21 protein-coding genes are annotated in these 24,925 nt (G+C 45.1%); 15 read left to right on the forward strand and 6 right to left on the reverse strand.

What is annotated here, in order from left to right:
• Positions 1-23 precede the first annotated feature (23 nt).
• Entirely contained in the window at positions 24-2,063 is a 2,040-nt protein-coding gene (gene prlC, locus Q4Q46_RS05515) for an oligopeptidase A (RefSeq protein WP_105250706.1), read from the forward strand.
• Positions 2,064-2,247: 184 nt separating this feature from the next.
• On the forward strand, positions 2,248-2,778 hold the full coding sequence (locus Q4Q46_RS05520; protein WP_311905442.1) for a thioesterase family protein: 531 nt from the start codon (positions 2,248-2,250) through the stop codon (positions 2,776-2,778).
• A 24-nt stretch (positions 2,779-2,802) separates the two neighbouring features.
• Here Q4Q46_RS05520 and Q4Q46_RS05525 read toward each other — a convergent pair whose 3' ends face one another.
• Positions 2,803-3,450, reverse strand: a complete 648-nt coding sequence (locus Q4Q46_RS05525; RefSeq protein ID WP_311905443.1) for a glutathione S-transferase family protein — start codon at positions 3,448-3,450, stop codon at positions 2,803-2,805.
• 207 nt (positions 3,451-3,657) lie between these two features.
• On the opposite strand from Q4Q46_RS05525, the gene Q4Q46_RS05530 reads away from it, so the two are divergent.
• Positions 3,658-4,347, forward strand: a complete 690-nt coding sequence (locus tag Q4Q46_RS05530) for a DNA-3-methyladenine glycosylase I (protein ID WP_311905444.1) — start codon at positions 3,658-3,660, stop codon at positions 4,345-4,347.
• Between the two features lie 133 nt (positions 4,348-4,480).
• On the opposite strand, the gene Q4Q46_RS05535 is transcribed toward Q4Q46_RS05530, so the two are convergent.
• On the reverse strand, positions 4,481-5,227 hold the full coding sequence (locus Q4Q46_RS05535) for a TorF family putative porin (protein WP_106648956.1): 747 nt from the start codon (positions 5,225-5,227) through the stop codon (positions 4,481-4,483).
• A gap of 905 nt (positions 5,228-6,132) precedes the next feature.
• On the opposite strand from Q4Q46_RS05535, the gene Q4Q46_RS05540 reads away from it, so the two are divergent.
• The 4 genes from Q4Q46_RS05540 (at position 6,133) to Q4Q46_RS05555 (ending at position 11,180) form a co-directional block, all read left to right on the forward strand.
• Positions 6,133-7,278, forward strand: a complete 1,146-nt coding sequence (locus Q4Q46_RS05540) for an efflux RND transporter periplasmic adaptor subunit (protein ID WP_311905445.1) — start codon at positions 6,133-6,135, stop codon at positions 7,276-7,278.
• Positions 7,279-7,287: 9 nt separating this feature from the next.
• Positions 7,288-10,422: an efflux RND transporter permease subunit gene (locus Q4Q46_RS05545; protein ID WP_311905446.1), complete on the forward strand. Its 3,135-nt coding sequence runs from the start codon at positions 7,288-7,290 to the stop codon at positions 10,420-10,422.
• Positions 10,423-10,555: 133 nt separating this feature from the next.
• On the forward strand, positions 10,556-10,819 hold the full coding sequence (locus tag Q4Q46_RS05550; RefSeq protein WP_063882126.1) for a hypothetical protein: 264 nt from the start codon (positions 10,556-10,558) through the stop codon (positions 10,817-10,819).
• Positions 10,820-10,856: 37 nt separating this feature from the next.
• Positions 10,857-11,180, forward strand: coding sequence for a hypothetical protein (locus Q4Q46_RS05555; RefSeq protein WP_063882129.1), 324 nt, complete (start codon positions 10,857-10,859; stop codon positions 11,178-11,180).
• A 74-nt stretch (positions 11,181-11,254) separates the two neighbouring features.
• Here the strand turns inward: Q4Q46_RS05555 and Q4Q46_RS05560 are convergent, their stop codons facing one another.
• Positions 11,255-12,877, reverse strand: coding sequence for an AbgT family transporter (locus Q4Q46_RS05560; protein WP_311905447.1), 1,623 nt, complete (start codon positions 12,875-12,877; stop codon positions 11,255-11,257).
• A gap of 565 nt (positions 12,878-13,442) precedes the next feature.
• On the opposite strand from Q4Q46_RS05560, the gene Q4Q46_RS05565 reads away from it, so the two are divergent.
• From Q4Q46_RS05565 to Q4Q46_RS05575, 3 genes are read left to right on the forward strand one after another with little or no spacing between them, the layout of a single operon-like run.
• Entirely contained in the window at positions 13,443-14,009 is a 567-nt protein-coding gene (locus tag Q4Q46_RS05565) for a LemA family protein (RefSeq protein ID WP_012197838.1), read from the forward strand.
• Between the two features lie 49 nt (positions 14,010-14,058).
• The gene (locus tag Q4Q46_RS05570; RefSeq protein ID WP_311905448.1) at positions 14,059-15,096 is read left to right on the forward strand and encodes a DUF3137 domain-containing protein; all 1,038 of its coding nucleotides are present in this window, start codon (positions 14,059-14,061) and stop codon (positions 15,094-15,096) included.
• Positions 15,096-15,851, forward strand: coding sequence for a lytic transglycosylase domain-containing protein (locus tag Q4Q46_RS05575; protein ID WP_259582098.1), 756 nt, complete (start codon positions 15,096-15,098; stop codon positions 15,849-15,851). The genes Q4Q46_RS05570 and Q4Q46_RS05575 overlap by 1 nt, the downstream gene beginning before the upstream one ends.
• A 68-nt stretch (positions 15,852-15,919) precedes the next feature.
• On the opposite strand, the gene Q4Q46_RS05580 is transcribed toward Q4Q46_RS05575, so the two are convergent.
• Both Q4Q46_RS05580 and Q4Q46_RS05585 read right to left on the reverse strand, forming a co-directional pair.
• Positions 15,920-16,765: a 23S rRNA (adenine(2030)-N(6))-methyltransferase RlmJ gene (locus tag Q4Q46_RS05580; RefSeq protein ID WP_006079458.1), complete on the reverse strand. Its 846-nt coding sequence runs from the start codon at positions 16,763-16,765 to the stop codon at positions 15,920-15,922.
• Between the two features lie 92 nt (positions 16,766-16,857).
• On the reverse strand, positions 16,858-19,122 hold the full coding sequence (locus Q4Q46_RS05585) for a GGDEF domain-containing phosphodiesterase (RefSeq protein ID WP_311905449.1): 2,265 nt from the start codon (positions 19,120-19,122) through the stop codon (positions 16,858-16,860).
• A 266-nt stretch (positions 19,123-19,388) separates the two neighbouring features.
• On the opposite strand from Q4Q46_RS05585, the gene Q4Q46_RS05590 reads away from it, so the two are divergent.
• The gene (locus Q4Q46_RS05590) at positions 19,389-20,138 is read left to right on the forward strand and encodes a class I SAM-dependent methyltransferase (protein ID WP_311905450.1); all 750 of its coding nucleotides are present in this window, start codon (positions 19,389-19,391) and stop codon (positions 20,136-20,138) included.
• On the opposite strand, the gene Q4Q46_RS05595 is transcribed toward Q4Q46_RS05590, so the two are convergent.
• Positions 20,133-20,834 carry a TetR/AcrR family transcriptional regulator gene (locus Q4Q46_RS05595; RefSeq protein WP_311905451.1) on the reverse strand — a complete coding sequence of 234 codons (702 nt, stop codon included), beginning with the start codon at positions 20,832-20,834 and terminating at the stop codon, positions 20,133-20,135. The genes Q4Q46_RS05590 and Q4Q46_RS05595 overlap by 6 nt on opposite strands.
• Positions 20,835-21,063: 229 nt before the next feature.
• On the opposite strand from Q4Q46_RS05595, the gene Q4Q46_RS05600 reads away from it, so the two are divergent.
• Genes Q4Q46_RS05600 through Q4Q46_RS05615 form a run of 4 tightly spaced genes read left to right on the forward strand, consistent with a single transcriptional unit; the run spans position 21,064 to position 24,887 of the window.
• The gene (locus Q4Q46_RS05600; RefSeq protein WP_311905452.1) at positions 21,064-21,804 is read left to right on the forward strand and encodes an outer membrane protein OmpK; all 741 of its coding nucleotides are present in this window, start codon (positions 21,064-21,066) and stop codon (positions 21,802-21,804) included.
• Between the two features lie 16 nt (positions 21,805-21,820).
• Positions 21,821-23,581, forward strand: a complete 1,761-nt coding sequence (locus Q4Q46_RS05605; protein WP_311905453.1) for an aryl-sulfate sulfotransferase — start codon at positions 21,821-21,823, stop codon at positions 23,579-23,581.
• Between the two features lie 48 nt (positions 23,582-23,629).
• Positions 23,630-24,244 carry a thiol:disulfide interchange protein DsbA/DsbL gene (locus tag Q4Q46_RS05610; protein WP_311905454.1) on the forward strand — a complete coding sequence of 205 codons (615 nt, stop codon included), beginning with the start codon at positions 23,630-23,632 and terminating at the stop codon, positions 24,242-24,244.
• 10 nt (positions 24,245-24,254) lie between these two features.
• Positions 24,255-24,887 carry a disulfide bond formation protein B gene (locus tag Q4Q46_RS05615; protein ID WP_311905455.1) on the forward strand — a complete coding sequence of 211 codons (633 nt, stop codon included), beginning with the start codon at positions 24,255-24,257 and terminating at the stop codon, positions 24,885-24,887.
• Positions 24,888-24,925: the final 38 nt, after the last annotated feature.

A 24,925-nucleotide genomic window follows, 5' to 3' on the forward strand; every position in this document is an offset into this window, starting at 1 on the left:
ATACAGATTGTTGAGGAGTCAATATGAGCAACCCTTTGCTTAGCGGCGCAAAATTACCGCTTTTTTCACAGATTAAACCGGAACATATTCAAGTCGCCGTTGAGCATGCCATTGCTCAGTGCCGCACTAAGATTGATGAAGTGCTGCAGAACCAAGGTCCTTTTACGTGGGACAACTTGGTCGCGCCATTAGAACAGGTTGACGATGAGCTAAGCCAAATTTGGTCGCCCGTTTCTCATATGAATTCAGTGACTAGCACAGATGAGTGGCGTGCCGCCCATGATGCTTGTTTACCTCTTTTATCGGAATACGGCACTTACGTTGGCCAACACCAAGGTTTGTATCAAGCCTATAAAGCGCTGCGAGCATCCAATGAATTTGCACAATTGAGCCAAGCGCAGCAGATGGTGATAGAGCACAGCCTGCGCGACTTTGAACTATCGGGTATTGGCTTAGATGACGCGCAAAAAGTGCGTTATGGCGAGATTGTAAAACGTCTTTCTGAACTCACCAGTGGTTTTTCTAATCAATTACTGGATGCGACGCAAGCTTGGACTAAGTTGATCACAGATGAAGCTGAGCTTGCTGGTTTGCCTGAGTCTGCCAAAGCCGCCGCTAAAGCGATGGCGCAGTCGCGTGAGCTAGAAGGTTGGTTATTTACCTTAGATTTTCCATCTTATCTACCCGTCATGACCTACAGCGAAAACCGCAGTCTTCGGGAAGAATGCTACCGTGCGTTTGTCACTCGCGCTTCAGATCAAGGTCCCAATGCCGGAGAGTTTGATAACAGCCCGCTGATGGACGAAATTCTTGCTTTGCGCCACGAACTCGCATTGTTACTCGGTTTTGACAGTTTTGCTGACAAATCCCTAGCGACGAAAATGGCTGAAACGCCGGCGCAGGTGATGGCATTTTTAAATGAATTAGCGCTGCGCTCAAAGGATCAAGCTAAGGCAGAACTGGCTGAGCTGAGAGCGTTTGCCGAGGCCGAATATGGCGTGACTGAAATGGCCTCTTGGGACTTAAGTTTCTATGCTGAGAAGTTGCAGCAGCATAAGTATGAGATTTCACAGGAAATCCTGCGTCCGTATTTCCCCGAAGATAAAGTGCTCTCGGGTTTGTTCTACACTGTATCGCGTTTGTTCGGCCTTAAAATCCTTGAGCAAAAGGATTTTGACCGTTGGCATAAAGACGTGCGTTTCTTCGATATTTTCGACGAAACTGACGAACACAGAGGCAGTTTCTACCTTGATTTATATGCCCGCACAGGTAAACGTGGTGGTGCTTGGATGGATGACTGCCGTGTGCGCCGTCAAACCGCCAATGGATTACAAAAGCCAGTGGCTTATTTGACCTGTAACTTTAATGGTCCGGTCGATGGCAAACCTGCGCTGTTTACCCATGATGAAGTGACAACCCTGTTCCACGAATTTGGCCATGGTATCCACCACATGCTGACCAAAATCGATGTTGCAGGCGTGTCGGGTATCAATGGTGTGCCTTGGGATGCGGTCGAGTTACCAAGTCAATTTATGGAAAACTGGTGTTGGCAGGAAGAAGCATTAGCCGAAATTTCTGGCCACTTCGAAACGGGCGAGCCATTACCTAAAGCCTTGTTAGATAAAATGCTGGCGGCGAAAAACTTCCAGTCTGGCATGATGATGCTGCGCCAACTCGAGTTCTCGTTGTTCGATTTTAGAATGCACCACGAATACGACCCAGCTAAAGGCGCGCGCATTCAAGAAACCTTAGACGAAGTGCGTCGTCAGGTGGCCGTATTAACACCGCCGGATTTTAACCGTTTCCAACATGGTTTTGCCCACATTTTTGCGGGCGGTTATGCTGCGGGTTATTACAGCTATAAATGGGCAGAAGTGCTGTCGGCGGATGCGTTTTCCCGCTTCGAAGAGGAAGGGATTTTCAACCCTGAAACGGGTCGTCGCTTCCTGCACAATATCCTCGAAATGGGTGGCTCAGCCGAACCTATGGACTTGTTCAAACAGTTTATGGGACGTGAGCCGAATATCGATGCCCTGTTAAGACATTCGGGCATTGCGGCATAAGCTAGATAAGCAATTGTTCACCTTGATAAATCAGCCCATTATAACGGGCTGATTTTCTCTGAGCATTTAGTTTTGCTAAACGATAAAAAGGCGTCATCTGACGCCTTTTTTGTGACATAGATCCCGCTTGCCCTGTGGTATGACCTCTGTTAGCCTGTGGCTCTTATTCCAAGGGCGACTCGTTATGAATCTGTATTTTCGTTTGTTTTGGTTGTTATTTTGGCGCACGCGTCACTGCCGTAAGATCGATTTTTTAGGGACAAGCCGTATCACGTATCGTGCTTTACCGAGTGATTGCGATATCAATTTCCATCTGACTAACTCCCGCTATCCCGCGTTTATGGATCTAGCGCGGACTTATATGTTGGCCGAGATGGGTCTGCTGAAACGTTTCTTAAAGTTGAAGTGGATGCCGATAGTTAACGCTGCCGAATTTACCTATATTCGCGATATCAAGCCGCTAAAAACCTTTGAAATTGAAACCAAAGTCGTCGGTTGGGATGAGAAATATTTCTATATTGAACAACGCTTTGTGAGCGAACGTGGCCTGCATTGTATCGTGCATGTGCGCGGCGTGTTCGTGTGCAAAGGTAAGCAAGTGCCGCTCGATTTTTTAGTGAAAGAGGCGGGTTATACCGATGCTGTACCTGAGTTGCCGCCCGAAGTCGTGAAGTGGAAAGCGTTTTTGCAGTTGAAGAAAGAACGCAATATGTGATCTTGTTGAGGCATGACTTACCCGCTAAGGTATGCCTCTTATTCCCGCCGTTTCCTCCATTTCAGCCAGCAACACCTCTTCTTGTACTAACATCCAAGCGCCACGCAATTGTGCCTGCTGCCAATAGCGCACGACCTCATCTAAATCCAACAGATTTAAGTGTTGAAAGCTATAACTTAAACAAGGGATTAGGGCGCAGTCGGCTAAGGTAAAACTGTCGCCGCAAACCCAATGGTGTTGCGTGAGTTGCGTGTCTAAGCGTTGAAATTGTACCAGTAGTTGTTTCTCTAATTGTTTGATTTCGAATTCATTACTGTCTTCTATATGCTTTAACTTTTCTAATTGAAATAATGGGTTATTAATATCATTGTCTATGATGCGATCGAACAAACGCACCTGTAAATTGCGTTGCGGTTCTTGGGGCAGCAACTGGGTACTGTTATTAAAATGCCTATCTAGGTATTCGATAATAATGCTGGACTCGGGGATCAACTGATCATCCTGGGTTTTGAGCAGGGGAACTCTCGCCTGCGGATAGGTTTGGTGAAATTCCTTGCGTGAAAAAGGGTCGCGCAGATCTATGATTCTGGGGTAGAAATTGGCCTGCTTTTCATAAAGTGCGATCAGCACCTTTTGTGAATAGCGTGATAAGGGGTGATAAAAAAGCTCCATAGGCACTAACTCCAAACCCTGAATTTTACTGACTTTACGCCTTAACTTTAGTCGTAATTAAGGTGCTTGCTGTAAGAGTTTTTCTAAAAAATGCAGGGATAAGCACAATTTTTAGCGGCAAAGCCAAATGATCCATCAAGGATAAAAATCGGTATTATTAACGACATATCAAAAGTGTCGGGATTTAATCATTTTAAAGGTAATAATATGAGCCAGTTAGAGCGTTTTTCATCTATTTATGCCAGAGCCAGTGCGCGCAAAGGCGGGGCTGCGGGACTCGAAGCCTTGTTGTCTGGCTGCCTGTCCGATGATGAAATTCGCCAGTATCGTGATGCTGAATTATTGTCAGCGATGAGCCGTCAGGTGTTTCAAAGTGGTTTTGTATGGCGGGTAGTTGTTAATAAATGGCCTGAATATGAGAAGTCATTCTTTGGGTTTGAACCGCATAAAGTCTTGATGTTATCTCCAGAGCAAATTCAAGCGCGGGCGAGTGATGCGACGCTGATCCGCCATTTAAAAAAGACCCAAGCCATTTATGATAATGCTTTAATGATCCACGATATTGCTCGCGAACATGGCAGCTTGGCGCAGCTGATCGCCGCTTGGCCGACGCAGGATATTATCGGTTTATGGGCACTGTTGAAGAAACGTGGTACTCGACTTGGCGGCAACACAGGTCCTTATTTTCTGCGCGGTATTGGTAAAGATACCTTTTTGTTAACCGATGATGTGCAAGGCTATTTTAAAGCGCACAAATTGGTAGATGCGGGTTTTACGTCGCAGACAGCGCTTAAACAAGTACAAGCTGTATTTAATCAGTGGCAACAGGAATCAGGGCGTTGTTTGGCCGACATCAGCCGTATTTTGGCCTGTAGTGTAGGGGATAATCGAATTTAGGATATTTAGATTTAGCACTTGTAAGCGCAACATAAAAAAGACCAGCCGCGGGGGCTGGTCAAGGCTCTATTTATCAAGCCACTGGAGTGCCGCAGGGAAGCAGCGGATGAGCGGGAAACGCGACTAACTAAACTTAAAAACTTTTGCTGATGCCAACCACAAATCTGTCATCGAAGATTTCAGTCTGAGTACCATAGACTTTATGGTCGGTATCGACTGTACTGCCGTGGTAACGGACATCAAAATTAAGCCCGTAGAACATTTTGCTTAGACCTAAGTTCCAGTGCCCCCAACCTTCGGCACCCTCACCGCTCAAGTCTTGATAACCGACAGAGCCTGAGATTTTCACGCCATTATCGAAGTTATAGCTTGGATGTAAGGCGTAGTTCACGCCGTGCCAGCCATCGACTCCAAACCAGTCATCGACTGTGGGCGTGACTTCTAATTGCAGGTTGGCACGGCCAAACTGTTTGCCGACTTTGAGCCAGAGTTCTGTGTAATTTGAATAGGATGCACCCGGGTAGAGGTATGAAAATAGCATTACATCATAGGTAAATCCTGAGTCGCCAAATTCACCAGCTTTGCCGATAAAAGGCGCGGTAACTATCTCTAAATTAGGATCGGCAAACTTGATGTTGGAGCTAAATACCCCTGCATACCAACCTTCATTATGATTCCAACTTAAGGTGCCTTGCACTACGGGGATATCACCATCTAAGGTTTCAGATTCACCGCGGAATACATAATCGGAGGCAAAGTTAACATTGGCATTAATCGTACCGCCTAAGAGCTGGTTGTCATCGGCCGCTTGGACAGTCATAGCAAGGGAAAGTAACGCCCCGCTAAGCAAAAATGTAGTGCGAGTCTTCATAATCATCATCTCAAAATTATTTCAAAATATTGGGAGTTGTTAGCGCACCATTATCGTAAAAATAAGTTGTGAATAGCCGTGATGCTTGGAATGAACCAATCACGAAAATATGTGAATGAATATGAACAAATGCGTTTTAAAGCGAGGAGTTTTTAGCTTTGTAAGCAATATTCGTCATTAAAGAAGTGTTATTTTTGGGAGTCTGAGTTTCATTTAATGGGGTATTAAACTGGATTTCGGGTTTGCTCCGCCTATGGGGAATCACTAAAATAACCCGCTCAGTATGATTTGAGACGGTTAATTTTATTGTTGTGGGTTTGACTTAAACCATTGGCACCGCATTTCGGCCATATTAAGCGGTTTGAGGTAACAAATTGCACATTAATCCGCTAAATGATGTTTTTTACGCGCTGGCAGTCTGAAGCCAATTCTTTGCTTACTCTCTTTCGGTATTATCAGTTTGAATAGGGTCGTTTTTAACGGCTAGATGCTGAGAGTGGCCTGAGTAAAAACAGCAGCGCTGTGTTTTCGTCTCTATGTACAAATTATTGCAACAAGTGGCGGTTAAGCTAACGCCGTTGAGCTGTGTGCCTTGGCCTGCGCTAAGTGTAGAATATGAACAGATTTGCAACATATTCAATATGGAGTAGGCTTATTGGGTGTTTTACGGCATATCCCTCTAACAATGTTGCTCAAAGTTAACGGGATTCTTAAATCGAATAACAATTCGATGAATATAGTAATGCCGAATGAGTGAAAATTTTCATTAGTTTACAATTTAGTTTCGTTATCTTCCTTGTTGATTCATATAGGCTATGAGATAAATAACGGATTTGATTTTAGTTACAATTACGGCTCGTGTCAGCGCAATAAGTGTACTGGTATGTGGGCAGTTAATATTTGAAGGAGTTCTCATGCGGCAGACAATTAAACTTGCCTCAGTTATAAGCGTGGCGTTATGGATGGCAGCTTGCAGCCCTCAAGAAGAGAAAGCTCAGGCGGGCGCTGGCCCACGTAGTATGGAAGTGGGAATCCTTAATGTTGTTGCCCAGCCACAAGTGATTCAGGTGGAATTACCTGGGCGCAGTAAAGCTTTCCTCGAGGCTGAAGTGCGTCCACAGGTTAACGGTATTATCACTAAGCGTAGTTTTGTTGAAGGCGGCAATGTGAAACAGGGTGAATCCTTGTATCAGATTGACTCTTCAACTTACAAAGCTGCGTTAGTCAGTGCCAATGCCGATTTAGCCAGAGCCAATGCGGGTTTAGCCTCAGCAAAAGCTAAGGCGGCACGTTATCAGCAACTGGTGAAAACCAACGCCATCAGTAAGCAAGAATTTGATGAAGCTGAAGCGGCTTACAAAGAAGCATTAGCGAATGTCACAGTGGCAGAAGCTGCGATCAACACAGCTAAAATCAACCTGCAATACACTGAAGTATTAGCGCCTATCTCTGGTCGTATCGGTAAATCGAGTGTGACTGCGGGTGCGTTAGTGACAGCGAACCAAAGCCAAACGCTGGCGACGATTCAACAACTTGATCCTATCAATGTGGATATCGCGCAATCGAGTGCGCAGTTGTTACGTCTTAAAGCTAAGTTGCAGCAAGGTAAGCTACAAGCTTCAGAAAATGCTGATGTGCAGTTGTTGCTCGAAGATGGCACTCAATACAGCCATCTAGGTAAGTTGCAGTTCGCCGAAGTGAGTGTGGACCCAAACACTGGTTCAGTCATTCTGCGCGCTGAATTCCCTAACCCTGAAGGTATCTTGTTACCTGGTATGTATGTTCGCGCTATGTTGAATGCGGGCACCGATCCACAGGCTATCTTGGTTCCACAAAAAGCCATCACGCGTAACTCTAAGGGTCAAGCAGTGGCTATGGTTGTAAATGACCAAGGTTTAGTCGAAGCGAAAACTGTGACGACCGCTGAAGTGATTGACAACCAATGGCGAGTCACTTCTGGTTTAGCTGTGGGCGATAAACTGATTGTGGAAGGATTGCAGAAAATTCGTCCAGGCGCTCCAGTAACCACCAAAGTTATTTCTGAAACGCAAGCACAATAGGGCATAGCTATGGCACGTTTTTTTATTGATCGCCCCATCTTTGCGTGGGTGATCGCCTTGATTATTATGCTGGCAGGGGTCCTCTCGATCCGCTCGCTGCCAGTGTCTCAATATCCTAACATTGCACCACCGACCGTGGTGATCAGTGCTAACTATCCTGGCGCTTCCGCTAAGATCGTTGAAGATTCTGTGACTCAGGTGATTGAGCAACGTATGACGGGTATCGATCACCTCCGTTATATCTCCTCAACCAGTGATAGTTTTGGTAATGCGTCTATTACCTTAACCTTCAACGCCGAAGCCGATCCGGATATTGCACAGGTTCAAGTTCAGAACAAATTACAGGGCGCTATGACCCTGTTACCGCAAGAAGTGCAGTCGCAAGGGGTTAACGTTAACAAGTCGAGTTCAGGCTTCTTAATGGTATTAGGCTTCGTATCGACCGACGGTTCGTTAGATAAGGGCGATATCGCCGACTATGTTGGTGCGAACATCCAAGATCCTATGAGCCGTGTTCCTGGTGTAGGTGAAATTCAGCTGTTCGGTGCCCAATATGCGATGCGTATATGGCTAGATCCGTTGAAGTTGACTCAATATAACTTAACTAGCTTAGATGTTATTGCGGCGATTCGTTCTCAAAACGCTCAAGTTTCCGCTGGACAGTTAGGTGGTGCGCCATCTGTGGCTGGCCAAGAGCTGAACGCGACTGTATCGGCGCAAAGCCGCTTACAAACGGCGGAAGAATTCCGCAAGATTATCCTTAAATCGGATATTTCAGGCGCAAATGTCTTCCTCGGTGATGTGGCGCGAGTTGAGTTAGGTTCTGAAAGTTATGCCGTGGTGTCACTGTATAATGGCCAACCTGCAACAGGGTTAGCGATTAAACTGGCAACGGGTGCTAACGCGCTGGATACAGCATCAGCAGTCCGTGAAAAAATCGATGAGATGAAGCCCTTCTTCCCGCAGGGATTAGAAGTTGTTTATCCATACGATACAACTCCTTTCGTTGAGCAATCTATCGAAGGTGTGGTGCATACCTTGCTTGAAGCTATCGTACTTGTGTTCGTTATCATGTACCTCTTCCTGCAAAACTTCCGTGCAACCTTGATCCCGACTATTGCAGTGCCTGTGGTATTGCTGGGTACCTTTGCGATTCTATCGATGGCAGGGTTCTCGATTAACACCCTAACCATGTTCGCTATGGTGCTCGCCATCGGTTTGCTGGTGGACGATGCGATTGTGGTGGTGGAAAACGTCGAGCGGGTGATGTCCGAAGAGGGCTTAAGTCCACTCGAAGCGACGCGTAAGTCGATGGACCAAATTACCGGTGCCTTAGTCGGTATTGGTCTGACCTTATCCGCTGTGTTTGTACCTATGGCATTTATGTCTGGTTCAACGGGCGTGATCTACCGTCAGTTCTCGATCACTATCGTCTCTGCGATGGCGCTGTCTGTACTGGTGGCGTTGATTTTAACGCCAGCACTGTGTGCGACTATGCTCAAGCCAGTCAAGAAGGGCCATGGTCACATAGAAACAGGCTTCTTCGGTTGGTTTAACCGTACTTTCGACAAGCTGACTAATCGTTATGAGTCGAGCGTGGCTGGTATCATCAAGCGCAGCTTCAGAGTCATGACGATTTACGTTGTGCTGGTCATTGCAGTGGGTTGGATCTTCATCCGTATGCCTACCGCCTTCTTGCCAGACGAAGACCAAGGTATTTTGTTTACCCAAGCTATTTTGCCGACTAACTCAACCCAAGAAAGCACCCTAAAAGTATTGGAGAAAGTTTCTGATCACTTTATGGCTGAAGAAGGCGTGAGATCGGTATTTAGCGTGGCGGGCTTCAGTTTTGCTGGTCAAGGGCAAAACATGGGTATCGCCTTCGTTGGCTTGAAGGATTGGTCTGAGCGTGAAGCGCCTGGCATGGACGTTAAGTCTATTGCGGGTCGTGCCATGGGTGTGTTCGGCCAGATGAAAGATGCCTTAGTCTTCGCCTTCGTGCCTCCTGCGGTTATCGAGTTGGGTACGGCGAACGGTTTCGACATGTACTTGCAGGATAAGAACAGCCAAGGTCACGAGAAGTTAGTGGCGGCACGTAACCAACTGCTGGGCATGGCGGCACAGAATCCAAATCTGGTGGGCGTGCGTCCTAACGGTCAAGAAGATGCGCCGATTTATCAATTACATGTAGATCACGCTAAGTTAAGCGCGTTAGGCATTGAAATCACCAATGTGAACAGTGTACTTGCAACGGCTTGGGGTGGTTCTTATGTTAACGACTTTATTGACCGCGGCCGCGTGAAGAAAGTGTATGTGCAAGGTGATGCCCAGTATCGTATGCAACCAGGAGACTTAGACTCTTGGTACGTGCGTAACAACAAGGGTGACATGGTGCCATTCTCTGCCTTTGCGACGGGTACATGGGAATTCGGTTCACCACGTCTAGAGCGCTTTAACGGCTTACCGTCGATGAACATTCAGGGTGCTACGGCTCCTGGGTTCAGTACCGGTGCGGCGATGGAAATCATGGAAGACCTTGCTAAGCAGCTTCCTCCTGGTTTTGGTGTTGAGTGGAACGGCTTATCGTACGAAGAGCGTTTATCGGGTAACCAAGCGCCTGCGCTGTATGCCCTGTCGATCTTAGTGGTGTTCCTCGTACTGGCGGCACTCTATGAGAGCTGGTCGGTGCCGTTTGCTGTTGTGCTGGTGGTGCCACTCGGGATCATCGGTGCCTTAGTTGCAATGAACGGTCGCGGCTTGCCAAACGACGTGTTCTTCCAAGTGGGGCTGTTAACCACAGTGGGCTTAGCAACCAAGAATGCCATCTTGATTGTGGAATTCGCGAAAGAGTTCTACGAGAAAGGTTCAGGCTTAGTCGAGGCGACCTTGCATGCGGTACGTGTGCGTTTGCGTCCTATTCTGATGACGTCTCTTGCCTTTGGTTTAGGTGTTGTGCCGTTAGCCATTAGCTCGGGTGTGGGTTCTGGTAGCCAAAACGCCATCGGTACTGCGGTACTTGGCGGTATGATGAGCTCGACTTTCCTAGGTATCTTCTTCGTACCATTATTCTTCGTGATAGTGGAGCGTATCTTCAGTAAGCGTGAGAAGAAAGGTAAGGAAGAGAAGCCAAGCTCAGCTGAGTAAGCTCAGTCGTTTCTAAACTAAAGCCCTGCAATTGCGGGGCTTTTTGTTATTTAAATGCTGTTAGTTATAAAGATGGATAGGCACTGTGCGCGAGTTCTGGCATATTGTGCTTAGGCCGTTAAGGGGACGAAACATGGATGATGCAGCATTGGAATTGCAAAAACTAGATGCGCTACTTGCTAAGGGTAAGTGGTACTTTATTTTGGTCTTTGGCGTACTTTACTGGGGTATGCTGACGTCCCTCGTGGTCGCCTTAATCCATTATTTTATCTTGGGCGATCCATTCTGGGCGGAACTGCAAAGGGCACTCTATATTTATCCCATTAGCGGCATTTTATTTGGTTGGTTTGCGTGGGTGCAGATTCATCGTAAGCGAGATAAACTGCGCGCTCAATAGCATCAATAGTTCTGGTTAAGCTGAGTATAGGGGTGACATGGTGTTTTCGTGGGGTAATCTTGCCGCTAAGCAACTTATCGTTGGGATGATATGCCATAGTATCGCGCTGGCGTTTTTGGCCTATGGCGTTTATGCGTTTTATTTAGAGTCGCTTGCAGTGCCCGAGTTAACCCGTTGTGTTGGCGCTGGCGTGTTATTTGTGGGAATGGGATTAGCACCGCAATTCTTTTTTATGCCAGTAAGCCAAATCGTGTCGCAAGCCAAAGACACGCCAGAAAAATCCACACTGCAAACCTATGTGTTTAATCTCGGTCTTTTTTTGATGATCTGCAGTCTGTTAATGGAATGGCTATACGACTAAATCTACGGGTTTTAGTAGATCAACCCGATAAAGCAAGGGCGTCGACTTGATCATCGACGCCCTTTTTATTGCGATTAAGGCGTGTAGTAAGTTGCAGCGCCCGGCCCGACGGGCAGACCAAAACCAAATACCCACAGGAAGAAGAACGCTGTCCAACCCACGAAAAACACCAGAGTGTACGGCAGCATAGTGGCGATCAGCGTGCCTATACCGAGGTTTTTCTGGTAACGACAGGCGACCGCTAATATCAAACCGAAGTAGCTCATCATAGGCGTGACTAAGTTAGTCACTGAGTCCCCAATACGGTATGCCGCTTGAATCGTTTCGGGCGCATAACCGACCAGCATCAGCATAGGCACAAAAATAGGAGCGGTAATGGCCCATTGCGCCGAGGCGCTGCCGAGCATCAAGTTGATAAAGCCGCAAAGCATAATAAAGAACAGGAACACAATAGGGCCAGTCAAGCCTATGGATTGCAGTCCATCGGCCCCTAACACTGCGAGTACCGCACCTAAATTACTCCAGTTGAAGAAGGCGACAAACTGCGCGGCGAAGAAGACGAGGACGATATACATGCCCATAGTGCTCATGCTGTGGGACATGGCATTGATGACATCTTTATCATTTTTGATGCTGCCCACGACTTTGCCGTAAATAAAGCCCGGTATGGCAAAACAAATAAAGATGAAGGCGACTATGCCCTTGAGGAACGGTGAACCTGAGATAAGTCCAGTTTCTGGATGACGCAGCGGCGCGCCTTCTGGTACGACTGAAAGCGCTAAAATAACGGCGAGCACTAGCATAGATAACCCAGCCCATTTTAAGCCACGCTTTTCAATCTCACTAACGCTCTCCATCGATTGCAGTACGGTTTCATCCGCATCATCACCTTGGTATTTGCCTAACTTGGGCTCGACGATTTTCTCGGTAACAAAGGCGCCAAGGAAAGTGATCACAAAGGTGGAGACAAACATGAAGTACCAGTTCACTTCTGGGCCGACGTTGTACTCAGGATCTATCATGCGCGCCGCAGCTTCGGTTATGCCAGATAATAAGGGATCGACAGTACCCAGTAACAAGTTAGCGCTATAGCCTCCTGAAACCCCTGCAAAAGCTGCCGCCAAACCCGCCAGTGGATGGCGACCAAGGGAGTGGAAAATCATCGCTGCCATAGGGATCAATACCACATAGCCAAGCTCGGCGGCCGTGTTGGACATAATGCCGGCAAAGACTATGGTCACAGTAACCAATCGCTTTGAGGCGCCCATGACTAAGGCGCGCATAGCGGCGGATAATAAGCCGGAACGTTCTGCAATCCCGACGCCGAGTAGTGCGACGAGCACAGTGCCAAGCGGCGTAAAGCCAGTAAAGTTAGTCACCAGATGCGAGACTATCATCCGCAAGCCTTCGGCGTTCATTAGGCTTACCACATGGATTAAACCATCGGCACTGCGGCCGTGGGAACCAATAGGTCTTGGGTCAACAACGGTCAGGCCAAAGTAACCCGCGATACCTGAAATGACGACCACAGCGACACAGAACAGCGCGAATAGGGTGATTGGGTGGGGGAGAAGATTACCTAAGCGTTCAACAATATTGAGAAAACGCACAAACCAACCACTGGCGCTGATATCGCCATGTTGTGGATCTGGCTCCGAGGCCTTTTTTGGGGGGATATCGCCGGAATTGAAACTCATCGTTCTTCCTTTATGTCGACCTTTGCGCAGCGCACTATCTTTTACCCTAGAACTGGCGCGAGGCGTTGCCGACGGCCGATGACGTGGCTGAGGGAGATTACTCTGGCTGCAAATACTCTGGGTGAAAGCTAAGGTAAAAGTTAAAAAATTAGCCGGAAAGTATGATTGTTAAGTTTTAATTGAAACTTAAATGTTGCGATGAGCGATATTGAAGCGGTTAGGAAAAAATAGGATAAAAAAATGGACTCTCGAGGAGTCCAGTATTCACGAGCAAAATTGGATGCTCTAATGTTGTGCCAATACACTATAGACCTTGTTTGCTGTATCGGAGCTGAATATCGTTAAATTTATATTTTAATTGCGCTTTTTAATGTGCCGGATCACAGTTTACCGCCTAAAGAGGCGAGTTTTGCTGGTGGTTGAAGCTCCAGATCACCACTTTCACCATTGCCAGCTCTGACCAGAGAATAATTTCATCGTCTTAACCTGTGCCATAGGTGAAATTTCCACTCATTTATGATTAGCTGTATCCTGTTAACAAGAATAAGAAACCTAAGGATGGAAGATGGAAAAATTGTTATTGGGATTAACGCTGATTTTTATCGTTACCTATCTTTGGTACGTCAGCCTAGTCAAAAAGCGCAATACTGCACTCGAGGCCCTGTCGGGTATCGATGTACAGCTAACCAAACGTGCCGATCTTGTGCCTAATATTCTAAAAATCGCCAAACGATTTATGGATCATGAAAAGTCGCTGCTCACAGAAATCACCGAATTACGCACTCAGCTCAGCAATAATTACAACAAGGCCGATCCGAGTGCCGTTAAAGAGCATTTAGTTCAGGCTGAGCGGTTGAACGACAAAATGGGTGCCTTAATGGTGAATGTGGAGAACTATCCCGAGCTCAAGTCCGACAACACTATGTTGCAGGCGATGCAGACCTATAACGAGGTCGAAGCGCATATCTCCGCTGCGAGGCGTTTCTATAACTCGGCAGTGTCAGAGCTTAATACTGCGGTCGAAATCTTCCCTGGCTCGATTATCGCTTCTATGGCGAGCATTAAAGTGATGCCATTCTATGAGGTGAGCGAAGCGGCAAAAGCGCCCGTAGATGCGGCCGAATACTTGTAAGCTTAGTTGTGCAGGGTGAGTGTTCACCCTGCAATACTATGATATCAATATGAATATTTTCACCTTTATTTTAGGTAGCCCGATTCGGACTTATCGGGGTCATGTTGGTTTGTCTGCGGATTTGGATGAACTTCCTCAACTCGAAGCGTATTACGAAGAACACCTAGCCCCCATTAGTCGTAAATATGAAACTAAGCGCGTGGCCTGTCTTAAGGCGGCGCGTAAACGTTTATATTTGAGTTTGATGATAGTACTTGGGCTGACCTTACTCACTGTGATTGGCTATTACAGCGGCGTTGCTTATTTCCCACCCTTACCCTTGCTTGCCTTAGTTGGGTTGAGCTGGTGGAGCTTTGCGCCGACTCGAGATTTTAAACATTTGGTTCAACGGGATATTTATCCACTGATGTTTAAATATTTCGGTGATGATTTTGTTTATAGCCGCGAAATGCGCCTCGATATGAATCGACTCGTTGCGGCTAAAGTATTGCCGCAATACGACAAAGTGAGCTTCGGTGACTATATTCAAGGCCGCTATAAAGGCGTTGAGCTAACTGTAAATGAACTCACCTTGACCAAAAATGTGCAAGTCGAAGAGCTGGATGCCAGCACCAATAGGCGCAGAACCGTTACCCGCACCGAAACCCAGTTTAGTGGCTTAGTGGTTGAGCTGAGTAGCCATAAAGCGTTTATCGGCCACACTGTGGTGCTGAGGGATCGCGGTGCTTTAGCGAATTTCTTGTCCGACAGCCATGCTGGACTAGTACGAGTCAAACTTGAAGATCCACAATTTGAAAAAGAGTTCGACGTGTTTTCAACGGATCAAGTGGAGTCTCGCTATTTGCTCAATACGGCATTTATGGAGCGCTTACAGGAACTTGCTAAGCATTTTGGCGGAAATATTCAATGCGCTTTCTTTCGCAATAAGTTGATTATGTTCCTACCAAATCGCAGAACGCGTTTTCAAATGCAGTCCATTTTTAATGGCGCGACCTTTTCAGCAGAATTTAGTCAGATAAACCGAGAGATGAAGCAACTCTTTGCTATTATTGAAGTACTTAAACTTAATCAGCACACGGGACTTTGATGTTGCTCACTCGCTCAGCACCGACTCGTACACAAATGGCAGCGGCCTTTTTATCGCCTCGCCGCCTTGCCGTGTTGGGTCTGTGTTTATGGCTGATATCGAGTCTGATGACGAGTATAAAAGCGGAGGAGGCGAGCGTTAAAGCTAAGCCGCGTATCGTTGCCAGATATTCAGAGAGCGGCATAGTCAGCCGTGAAGGCTTAGAAAAACTCAAGATTTATCAATACCAACAAGCCAATGGTGTCACTGTATTTACCGACAAAGCCCCTGCCAATAACCCATATCAAATTCTGTTGTATGACTGTTTCGCCTGTCGCCCCGACTCGACTATAGATTGGAATGGTATCCGTTTATTTACCGCCAATTACGATGCCCTGATCACCCGTGCTGCCCATAAACATCAACTCGACCCCGCCTTGATCCGCGCCGTGATCCACGCAGAATCAGCCTTCAATGCGCGTGCATTGTCGCGTACTGGCGCGATGGGATTAATGCAATTAATGCCTGAAACGGCCAAAGAAATGGGTGTAGCAAATGCGTTTTTACCCGAAGAAAATATCTTAGGTGGCAGTAAGTATCTGGCGCAAATGCTAAAACAGTTTAACGGGGATGTGGCCTTGGCTTGCGCGGCCTACAATGCGGGGCCGACAACTGTGGTGCAGTACAATGGCATTCCGCCCTATCCTGAAACCCAAGCTTATGTTGAGCGTGTTAAAATTCTATTGAAGCGTTATCGCGAGCAGAAGGGCGTTTAGCTGCGGACTTTGTGAACTTAAATCAAGCGGCGAAAACCTGAGATCATCGCCGCCATTTGAGTAGAAGGTTATTCGCCGACTTCCCATTTTACTGTGATATTACCGTCCGCTTGTCCGAGCGTCTTACCTAAGTAATCCATTAATTCGGTTGCGATTTCATCTAACTGCCAAGGCGGATTAATGATCCATAACCCTGCCGCTGTCATGCCAAACTCATCCGAATCGGGTTTAATCGCCTGCTCAATTCTCAGCTGACGTTTAATGCCACTGCTGGCGAGACGCGATAACATGCCTTCGGTCTGAGCGCGATTTACCACGGGATACCAGAGCATAAACACGCCCGTAGCAAAACGTTTATGCGCTTTGATCAGGGTTTCGGCTACATCTTGGTAATCGGTTTTCATCTCGTAGCTAGGATCGACAAGCACCAGAGCGCGGCGCTCTAAGGGTGGCACTGCGGCGATAAGGCCTTTTAAACCATCACCTTTGATTACTTTAACTTGTCTGTCTTCGCAAAAATAATCGTCCAGCAACACATAATCAGTGCTGTGCAGCTCGTGCAGTACCATGCGATCTTTAGGCCCTAATTCCATATCTATAATGGCGGGCGAACCTGGGTAGAAGTTGAGTTCGTCAGGATTTTCTTCATTAAAATGACGTACAGCGGCGACATAGTCCTGCAGCGATTGCGGCAGATCAGTTTTATCCCAAAGCTTAGCTACACCTTCGAGGTATTCACCGGTTTTTTGTGCAAATTCATCGCTTAAAGCATAACCACCCGCACCCGCATGGGTATCGATATACACGAGTGGTTTGTCTTTCTTGTGCATCAGCTGCAAGGTTTGAAGCAAGATGGCGTGTTTCAACACATCGGCATAATTGCCAGCGTGATAACCATGGCGGTAACTTAACATGGGGGATCCTAGTAATTTGCAAACAAAGCAAAGAGAGGCAAATGCCAGTCGCTAATTATACCTGCGATGCTTGTAGGCGTAAATTTAATGCCTCAGTTGGCGCTCTGTTTATTAGCAAACCAGTGTGTGGGGGTTTGCATTTGAAAGGTTTTCAGCCATAGATTCGCAGGTGCGGGTTTGCCAAATAGATAGCCTTGAAATTGTTCACATCCTAACGCTGTGAGTTGCAATAACTGGGCTTCGGTTTCGATACCTTCGGCAATGACGTTGAGTTTTAAGCTATTGGCTAACAGGATGGCGGCGTTAACAATTTGGGTATGGCGTTCACTAATGCCCATTTGACTGACAAAGCAGCGATCGATTTTTATCGTGTCGGCACTGATATCGATGAGTTGGCTTAATGACGCATGGCCAGTGCCAAAATCGTCAATGGCGATAGATACTCCCATGCGAGCTAAGGTGTTTAGGCGTTGGCCCGTTTCTTTATGGGTTGAAAATACTGAGGTTTCCGTGATTTCAATTTCTAATAATGGGATGAGTTCGGGGTGATTCATATAAGTTTGGATCAACACCTTAAAGAAGCGATCCGACAAAATATCTTGCCCAGATAAGTTGAAGGCTATCCTGACCAGAGGCACATTTTTCGGCCAAGAACGGATCAGTTGTAGTAATTGCCTGAAGACTTTTATCGCAAAAATCGCCTGTAATTGGGATGACTCTATGATGGGGATAAACGTGTTCGGCATGATCATAGTGCCGTCTTCATCGAACATTCTTGCCAGCGCTTCAAAGCTAATAATGTGGCCATCCGCCCTTACTTTAGGCTGTAGCCACATTTCCAGACGATTGTGTTTCAATGCGTCGCGAATTTTAGCTTTCTGCGATGAGGCTTCGAGAAGGTTATTAATCAAACCAATGTAATACACCATTACTGGGCTAGCTTGGGTGGTTTGTTTAATGGCAATTAAACATTGCTCAGCGGCTTGCTGCGGTGAGGCTTTATTACCTGAACTGCAACCGACTCGGCACTCGAGATGATATTCAATCTGTTGTTCATGTTTGAGCTGCAGGTTTGTTGGAATACGCTCGCGTAATTGTAGCGCGAGGTTTTCGGGGGAGATCAGCGGCAGGCTGGTAAACTCAAGCGCAAACGAGGCTCCCCTAAACCGGTATATTTTTGCGTGATGCCCAAAGCGATTTTTGAGTTCGGTCGCAAAGGCTTTTAGGATGGCATCCCCGACGCTGATACCGAATGCCGCATTGATTTGACTCAGATTATCAATTTTGACTAAGGCGACTGTCATATCCAAATGGATCGTACTTGGGGCTGGGTTATACCAGTGATTCTCGTTGGGTAATCCGGTCACTAAATCATAGAAATGTGTGCTGATATGGTGCTTTTTAAGTCGGCTTAGTTCAATCGCATGGTTTGCCTGTTCTGTGACATCGTGGCAGTGAAACAACAAAGTGTCATGGTGCTCTAATGAGGCTTTCTGCAGCAGATATTTAATACTGTTATTGTTCTTTAAATGGGTAGGAAACGCTGCTGCCAGTAAGTTTGTGCTGGTATCTTCAGTAAGTTCAAAAATGTCACATAGGCGAGTGCGGTTTAGCGTGACCTCTCCGGCGATTTCTTTGGCTGCATTATTCAGGTTGAGAATCACGCCTTCCTCATTACAGAAGAAGGAAGCGGTACCATTATTTTCAAAGATTTCAGCATATTGATCTAAGGTACGTTGCAGATCATTTTGATGCTGGATCATTTGCTGCGCATGGACTTTCTGGGTTTTTAGCAGGCGCATCGCTGACAAGGGAATGCAAATATTAAAAAAGACAAACAGTAAGCCATTCAGATAAGCGTGGGTCGCAGGCAGACTGATATCAATATCAATAATCGGGGGAATATTTTGGTTACGCAGCAGCAGTAAAAAAGGCAATACATTAAAAAACATCATGATAACGGCTACTTTTCTGCCAAATAGAAAAAGCGCCATTAAGGGCAAGGTATATAAGAAGGTAATCCCCGCCTGCGATAAGTTAAAGTCTGGGACAAACAAGAGTATAGAAATACAGGCGGCAATGACCATAGCCAGCAGGCTAATTGAGCTGGCGAGTAAATATTTGCGGGTAAACCATAAAGTTAAGAAGAGTACGGTTAAAAAACTGACCGTAATGCTGATAATGAAAGCGAGGTTTAACTGATACGCAATTAAAGAGCTATGCAGCACTATGCTAGCGGTCAACATCGCGCCACTGAGCAGAATAATCCGCAATAAGCTGGTTTTTAATATTGTTCTATCAGGATTTAAAAAGTCTTGATCCCTAATAAACAAAAAACCTTTCAGCCATTGAAGCAAAAAGAGTCCTTATCCCATACGGAAGTCACGCAGGTTGACTGGGGATATAACATATAACATAAATCACTTAATTGTTATACAAATAGATTACTATCTTTATAAATCAGTGGATTACAGTGTGATGCTTGTTTGAATCTTTAAGGGTGCACTGCGACAAATTGACTAAGATAGTGATGAGTTTGGTGATGCGATTTGCTGACTGGCATATTCACAAACCAGATTTTTAGGCATAATGGCCATCATTTTCGTTGGTTAGAAGACAGCCTGTGACCCCGATTTTTTTCAATCAGCAATACCCAACACTTGTGGATATTTGTGCACGTTGGCAACTCGTCTACGATGCGAATGCGACCTTCGAATTGCGTTTTGAATCAGATACTTTATCACTGCATAAACGCGATGAGCCTAAGCTCGATGGCATAGTGGTGGACTTTGTGACTGGCGCCGTCGCCCATAGACGTAAGTTTGGTGGTGGTCGTGGCCAATCCATCGCTAAAGCCGTGGGATTAAAGCAAGGGGTTACACCGAGTGTGGTTGATGGCACTGCGGGTTTAGGGCGTGATGCGTTTGTGCTCGCAAGCCTTGGTTGCACTGTAACTATGGTTGAACGTCATCCTGTGGTTGCGGCATTGCTTGAAGACGGCCTGCGCCGCGCCTATCAAGATGCTGAAATCGGCGATTGGATGCGTGAGCGGATGCGCCTGTTTCATGGTTCGAGCCTCGAAGCCCTATCGAAATTGGCACTAGAGGTGGATGTGGTGTACCTCGACCCTATGTATCCCCACCGCGATAAATCGGCCCTCGTTAAAAAGGAAATGCGTGTATTCCAATCTTTAGTTGGCGCCGATTTAGACGCCGATGGTTTGCTCGCCCCCGCCATGGCCCTAGCCAGTAAGCGTGTAGTGGTGAAGCGCCCCGATTATGCCGAAGACCTCGCTGGCGTTAAGCCCAGTATGATTATCGAAACGAAGAAAAACCGCTTCGATGTCTATATAAAATCGGCAATGAAATCATGACACTGAAATATTAGATCTATAGCCAACAAGTTTTCTACGTAATTCTTGGGCATTTCGAAGAGTTTGAGGCTTGATACTGTGGTTAGGGCATAATTCTTTTAGTAATTGTGTAATAAAGCGTGCATTATCAAAGCGTAACTCTTCAGAGTATTCCTTGCCAGTATAAGTGTTGTTTATCATTTCTCTGCCTCTAAGATAGGTGCATAAAAGATGGCAAAGCTGGTTAATTTGTTCGTCTGTTGCCTGAATTTCCTGTTGTTCTCTTGCTTGAATAAGAAGTTGAATAGGCGTTTCCCAATATTCTCTTGCTAAGTGATTTAATTCTTTCAAGTGAACTGAATTAGCATTTTTAAATATTAACCTATTACAAGAAATGGTTGAAATTGCACTATGGAGTGAGTGTTCTTCTGTAAATTTTATCTCTTCTAAAATATAAGCAATAAATTTTTCAAGTCCACTATTATCGTTAAAGTTAATCCACCATCGCATTGTAAGTGTCTGATTAAAAGCTCTAGTTGTAAGTGCTACTAAAATATCCTCTTTCGTTTGGAAAAGACTGTAAAACAAAGTTGTAGATATGCCTAGGCCTTTAGTGAAGTCTGAAATCTTTAAGGATATAACTCCTTTTTTTGCTATGATGGCCTCTGCTCTGTCCAAAATAACCTCCCGAATCTTTGCATGTTCTAGCTTGTCCATGCCATTAATACTCTATTATTAAATTTTTTTAATCATAATTGTTTATGTGTTTCTTTTCTTTTCTCGGTTTAAAAATTGTGATCGTTAGCTCGTTAAAATAAATTTTTATTTTATGATGATTTTGTTTCAAATTTTTAAACAAAAAAGATTATGTTATTTTTTGTGTGACCGACGTCAAAAAATAACCCTTTTCAAAATGAATAATTGTTTATGTCGAATAGGGGGTAACATGAAAAAAATATTATCTTGTTTATTACTTTTTCCAGCTTTGTTTTCAGCGTCTTCACAGTCAGCAATGTTAGCTGTCGAGGCTGGTGTAATGGATTGGCAATCCAAAGCATCTGATTATTTTGGTGAGGCCAAGGATAATAATCCATTTGTTAAGGTTAAAGGTTTTACAGCTAATGAATATGGCGATTTATATGGTCATGTGACATTTGAAGATCCTGATGACAATGCTATGTATGGGACTGAGATTAATTTAATCGGCCAAATTAATCTGGGAGATAGCGATTGGAATTTATATGGTCAAGTATTTGATAAAAGCAAACCTAAGTGGGGAGAAACAAACACTTTATTAGGTATTAGCTGGGATAAAGATATCGATGATTATTATCTACAGGTTGCTTTAGCCGGTCATTATGTCGATGCCACTTATCAAGCTTTTGATAAGGACTTTGAAGGTGGTTTTAATGGTGGTTATTTTTACGTAATGTTGAGTAAAAACCTCAATGTTTTCGATCAGAACTTTAAATTAAGTTGGTGGCAAGAACATTATTTTGCTCGTGATGATGAATACTTGATTATGGCCGGTGATGGTAAAGATTTTGGTTTTAACGGTCAGTTTTCTGTTAATTGGAGTTTTACTGAAAATTTGAGTTTAAATCTAAGTTATCGTTATGCAGAAAATAATTTAGGTAAACAAGGGTATCAAGACGCTATTTTTTATTCTGTGCAATACAAACTTTAATTCTATGGTGACAAATATGAAACTGAAAAAGTTATGTTATTTAATGCTGATGTCATCAGCAGTATCATTAGCGGGTGTTTCAACTCAGGCATTAGCTGGTGGCGATTTACCTGGAACAAGTTCAACTGCGGTTGTTCAAGGACAATTAGGCCATGTGTATGTAGACCCATACAAATTTAGTCCATTGGTTGCCGTTATTGATTTGGGTGGAAAATCAATTTCTGATGTAGCTGTTACTGTAAAAGGTAAGGGTAAAAAGGGAATTGATATTAAGTATCCCGTAGGGAAAGGTCAGCTTGATACGCATAATGGTATTCCTGTATTTGGTATGTATCAAGACCACCTTAACTTAGTTAAAGTCAGTTATATGATGGCTGGAAAACGTGTTAATGAAGAATATAAAATCCGCACGAGCGCGTTGCCACATTTACATATTGATGGTGCAGATCGTACTCAATATGAATATGAGCCATTAAAAGTTGCTATGGGTTTTGAAGACCGCTTCTACCTCGTAGATGGCCAAGTAATTCCACCGAATATTCGAGATCACTGGGACTGGATCCCAACACAAAATATCATCGATACCAATGGTGATGTACGTTGGCATATGAATAGTGATGTTATTTACGATCGTCCAGGTGGGTCTATGGGTTTCAAACAAACCCGCGATGGCAAATTGGTATTTGGTCAAGGGTTGATGTTTGAAATGAACCAAGGGTTCTTAACGCCTTACTATGCCAAGTATGACTTTATTGGTAAGCCAATTTTCAAACGTGAATTACCGCGTGGCTTCAATGGCTTCTCCCACGAAGTTACCGAAATGCCCAATGGCAATCTTTTATTGCGCGTTGGTAAACGTGACTATGTGACTCCCGAAGGGTTGAGGGTTGATACCGTTCGTGACCATGTGATTGAAGTGGATCAAAACGGTGATGTAGTTAAAGTTTGGGATTTTAACAAAATTCTTGATCCAATGCGCGACACCGTTCTGAAATCATTAGACATGGGGGCGGTTTGTCTAAACGTCGACATGTCTAAGAATGGTCAAACAATGACCTCCGAACAATTAGCAAATGAACCTTACGGTGATGTTGCTGGTGTTGGTACAGGTCGTAACTGGTTACACGTTAACTCCATCGGATACGATCCAGTTGACGATAGCATTATCATCAGTTCTCGACATCAATCTGCAGTAATCAAAATTGGCCGTGATGACCAAGTTAAGTGGATTTTAGGCACTCCAGAAGGTTGGAAAAAAGAGCTTGCCAGTAAGGTGCTAAAACCTGTCGATGCGAAAAACAATCCTCTGAAATGTGATGCCAAGGGTTGTGAAGGCGACTTTGACTGGACTTGGACACAACACACGGCATGGCCTGTTGTTGACCGTGGCACAGTAACAGTGTTCGACAACGGTGATGGTCGTGGTTTAGAACAGCCTGCAATGCCATCAATGAAGTATTCTCGTGGTGTTGAATACAAAGTTGATATGAAGAAGATGACCGTTCAACAAACGTGGGAATACGGTAAAGACCGCGGTTATGAATGGTATAGCCCAATCACGTCTATTACTGAATGGCAACCCGATCATAAGACCATGTTTATGGCATCAGCTTCAGCAGGTTTATTGGAGGGGGATAAGGCTCCTGAACATTGGATTACCGAAGTGGATCCTAAAACCAATGAAATCAAAGTTGAAATTAAAGTGAAAACCCTGACAAAGCACGAGCCTGGTTATCGTTCAACCGTTGTTCACCCTGAGAAAATGTTTAACCGTTAATCTTATTAAGGACGGTGGCGTAGAGCCACCGTTTAACTGGAGTTTATTATGTTGAAGAAAAGTCTTGTTGTCTTAGGCGCTATGTTATTATCCTGCTCAGTTTCTGCGGCTAAATTTAGCGAAGGTGAACATTATCAGTTGTTAGGCGATGCCAGCTTTAATGCACCAAACCAAGTGGTAAAGGTGTATTCCGTAAACTGCCCATTCTGCTACAAATACGATAAATCAGTGACACCTGGCATGGTTAATAACCTGCCTAAAGGTGTCACTTTTGATGCTTACCATATCACGACTAAACCGCCATTTGGTGCTGAGAAAGCGCTAGTACTTGCCTATGCAAAAACTCAATCAGAAGAAGCATATAAAGCCGCTAAAATGGCTTTTTATAAGCACTATCACGATGACAAAATCCATTTTACTACGGCAGATGAAGCAATTGATTTCGGCTTAAAGGCTGCCAACTTAGATAAAGCTGCCTTCGATACTGCGAAAAACTCACCAGAAGTGAAAGCATTACTAACCAAGTGGGATCAAGGCGTTGCTGTGGCTAAAATCCAAGGTATTCCAGCCATTGTGGTTAATGGTAAGTATCTCATCAATACAAAGTCTATTCGTAGTATGCAAATGCTTGATGAATTAGTTGCTGAGTTAGTGGCGAAATAAGGAGGAATTAATGACGGTATTTAATTCACTCATTAAAGATTTCACACAAGCTCCAGTTCCTACGTTAGCTCGTTGGCAGGAAGGTCGAGTGTTGTGGGCAGTGATGCTTTTCGCTGCAGTATTTCTACTTTTGTCAGCTATGGGATATTTTCAGGTCTTTCTCGGCATGGCTCCCTGTGAATTATGCGTTTATATCCGATTCAGCCAATGTTGTATTGTAATTGCTGGCGCGATTATCTTAATCAACCCTAGAAACCATATTCTGAAAGCGATCGGTGTTGTGCTAGCGGTGTATGCGGTCGCTCAAGGTATGGATTGGTCTATTAAGCTCATGCATATTCATGATGCCGCACATCTGGTTGTAGATGAGTCAATGGACTTTTTTGCTGAAGCTGGCTCTGCAGCAGGCTCTGCTTGCTCTACTGAACCGCGATTCCCGCTTGGTTTACCATTAGATAAATGGTTGCCTTTCGAGTTTGCGCCAACAGGGGGATGTGGTGAGGATGATTGGTCATTATTAGGGATGAATATGGCGCACTATTGCATTATTGCTTATACCGTATTTGCTATCGGTTTGACGGCTGCAATTGTTGGTTGGCTTGCCGTATTACTTGGTCATAAATCTGCGAAAAGTCGTATTTAGCTTTATTGAGGCAATTCTGCCCAGTTAGCTTACTACGA

Source organism: Shewanella vaxholmensis (assembly GCF_031932135.1).
Lineage (GTDB): Bacteria > Pseudomonadota > Gammaproteobacteria > Enterobacterales > Shewanellaceae > Shewanella > Shewanella hafniensis.

Excerpts from the sequence above, each read along its gene's own strand:
- prlC (WP_105250706.1), top strand. The coding sequence starts at position 24 with ATGAGCAACCCTTTGCTTAGCGGCGCAAAATTACCGCTTTTTTCACAG.
- Q4Q46_RS05520 (WP_311905442.1), top strand. The coding sequence starts at position 2,248 with ATGAATCTGTATTTTCGTTTGTTTTGGTTGTTATTTTGGCGCACGCGT.
- Q4Q46_RS05525 (WP_311905443.1), bottom strand. The coding sequence starts at position 3,450 with ATGGAGCTTTTTTATCACCCCTTATCACGCTATTCACAAAAGGTGCTG.
- Q4Q46_RS05530 (WP_311905444.1), top strand. The coding sequence starts at position 3,658 with ATGAGCCAGTTAGAGCGTTTTTCATCTATTTATGCCAGAGCCAGTGCG.
- Q4Q46_RS05535 (WP_106648956.1), bottom strand. The coding sequence starts at position 5,227 with ATGATGATTATGAAGACTCGCACTACATTTTTGCTTAGCGGGGCGTTA.
- Q4Q46_RS05540 (WP_311905445.1), top strand. The coding sequence starts at position 6,133 with ATGCGGCAGACAATTAAACTTGCCTCAGTTATAAGCGTGGCGTTATGG.
- Q4Q46_RS05545 (WP_311905446.1), top strand. The coding sequence starts at position 7,288 with ATGGCACGTTTTTTTATTGATCGCCCCATCTTTGCGTGGGTGATCGCC.
- Q4Q46_RS05550 (WP_063882126.1), top strand. The coding sequence starts at position 10,556 with ATGGATGATGCAGCATTGGAATTGCAAAAACTAGATGCGCTACTTGCT.
- Q4Q46_RS05555 (WP_063882129.1), top strand. The coding sequence starts at position 10,857 with ATGGTGTTTTCGTGGGGTAATCTTGCCGCTAAGCAACTTATCGTTGGG.
- Q4Q46_RS05560 (WP_311905447.1), bottom strand. The coding sequence starts at position 12,877 with ATGAGTTTCAATTCCGGCGATATCCCCCCAAAAAAGGCCTCGGAGCCA.
- Q4Q46_RS05565 (WP_012197838.1), top strand. The coding sequence starts at position 13,443 with ATGGAAAAATTGTTATTGGGATTAACGCTGATTTTTATCGTTACCTAT.
- Q4Q46_RS05570 (WP_311905448.1), top strand. The coding sequence starts at position 14,059 with ATGAATATTTTCACCTTTATTTTAGGTAGCCCGATTCGGACTTATCGG.
- Q4Q46_RS05575 (WP_259582098.1), top strand. The coding sequence starts at position 15,096 with ATGTTGCTCACTCGCTCAGCACCGACTCGTACACAAATGGCAGCGGCC.
- Q4Q46_RS05580 (WP_006079458.1), bottom strand. The coding sequence starts at position 16,765 with ATGTTAAGTTACCGCCATGGTTATCACGCTGGCAATTATGCCGATGTG.
- Q4Q46_RS05595 (WP_311905451.1), bottom strand. The coding sequence starts at position 20,834 with ATGGACAAGCTAGAACATGCAAAGATTCGGGAGGTTATTTTGGACAGA.
- Q4Q46_RS05600 (WP_311905452.1), top strand. The coding sequence starts at position 21,064 with ATGAAAAAAATATTATCTTGTTTATTACTTTTTCCAGCTTTGTTTTCA.
- Q4Q46_RS05605 (WP_311905453.1), top strand. The coding sequence starts at position 21,821 with ATGAAACTGAAAAAGTTATGTTATTTAATGCTGATGTCATCAGCAGTA.
- Q4Q46_RS05610 (WP_311905454.1), top strand. The coding sequence starts at position 23,630 with ATGTTGAAGAAAAGTCTTGTTGTCTTAGGCGCTATGTTATTATCCTGC.
- Q4Q46_RS05615 (WP_311905455.1), top strand. The coding sequence starts at position 24,255 with ATGACGGTATTTAATTCACTCATTAAAGATTTCACACAAGCTCCAGTT.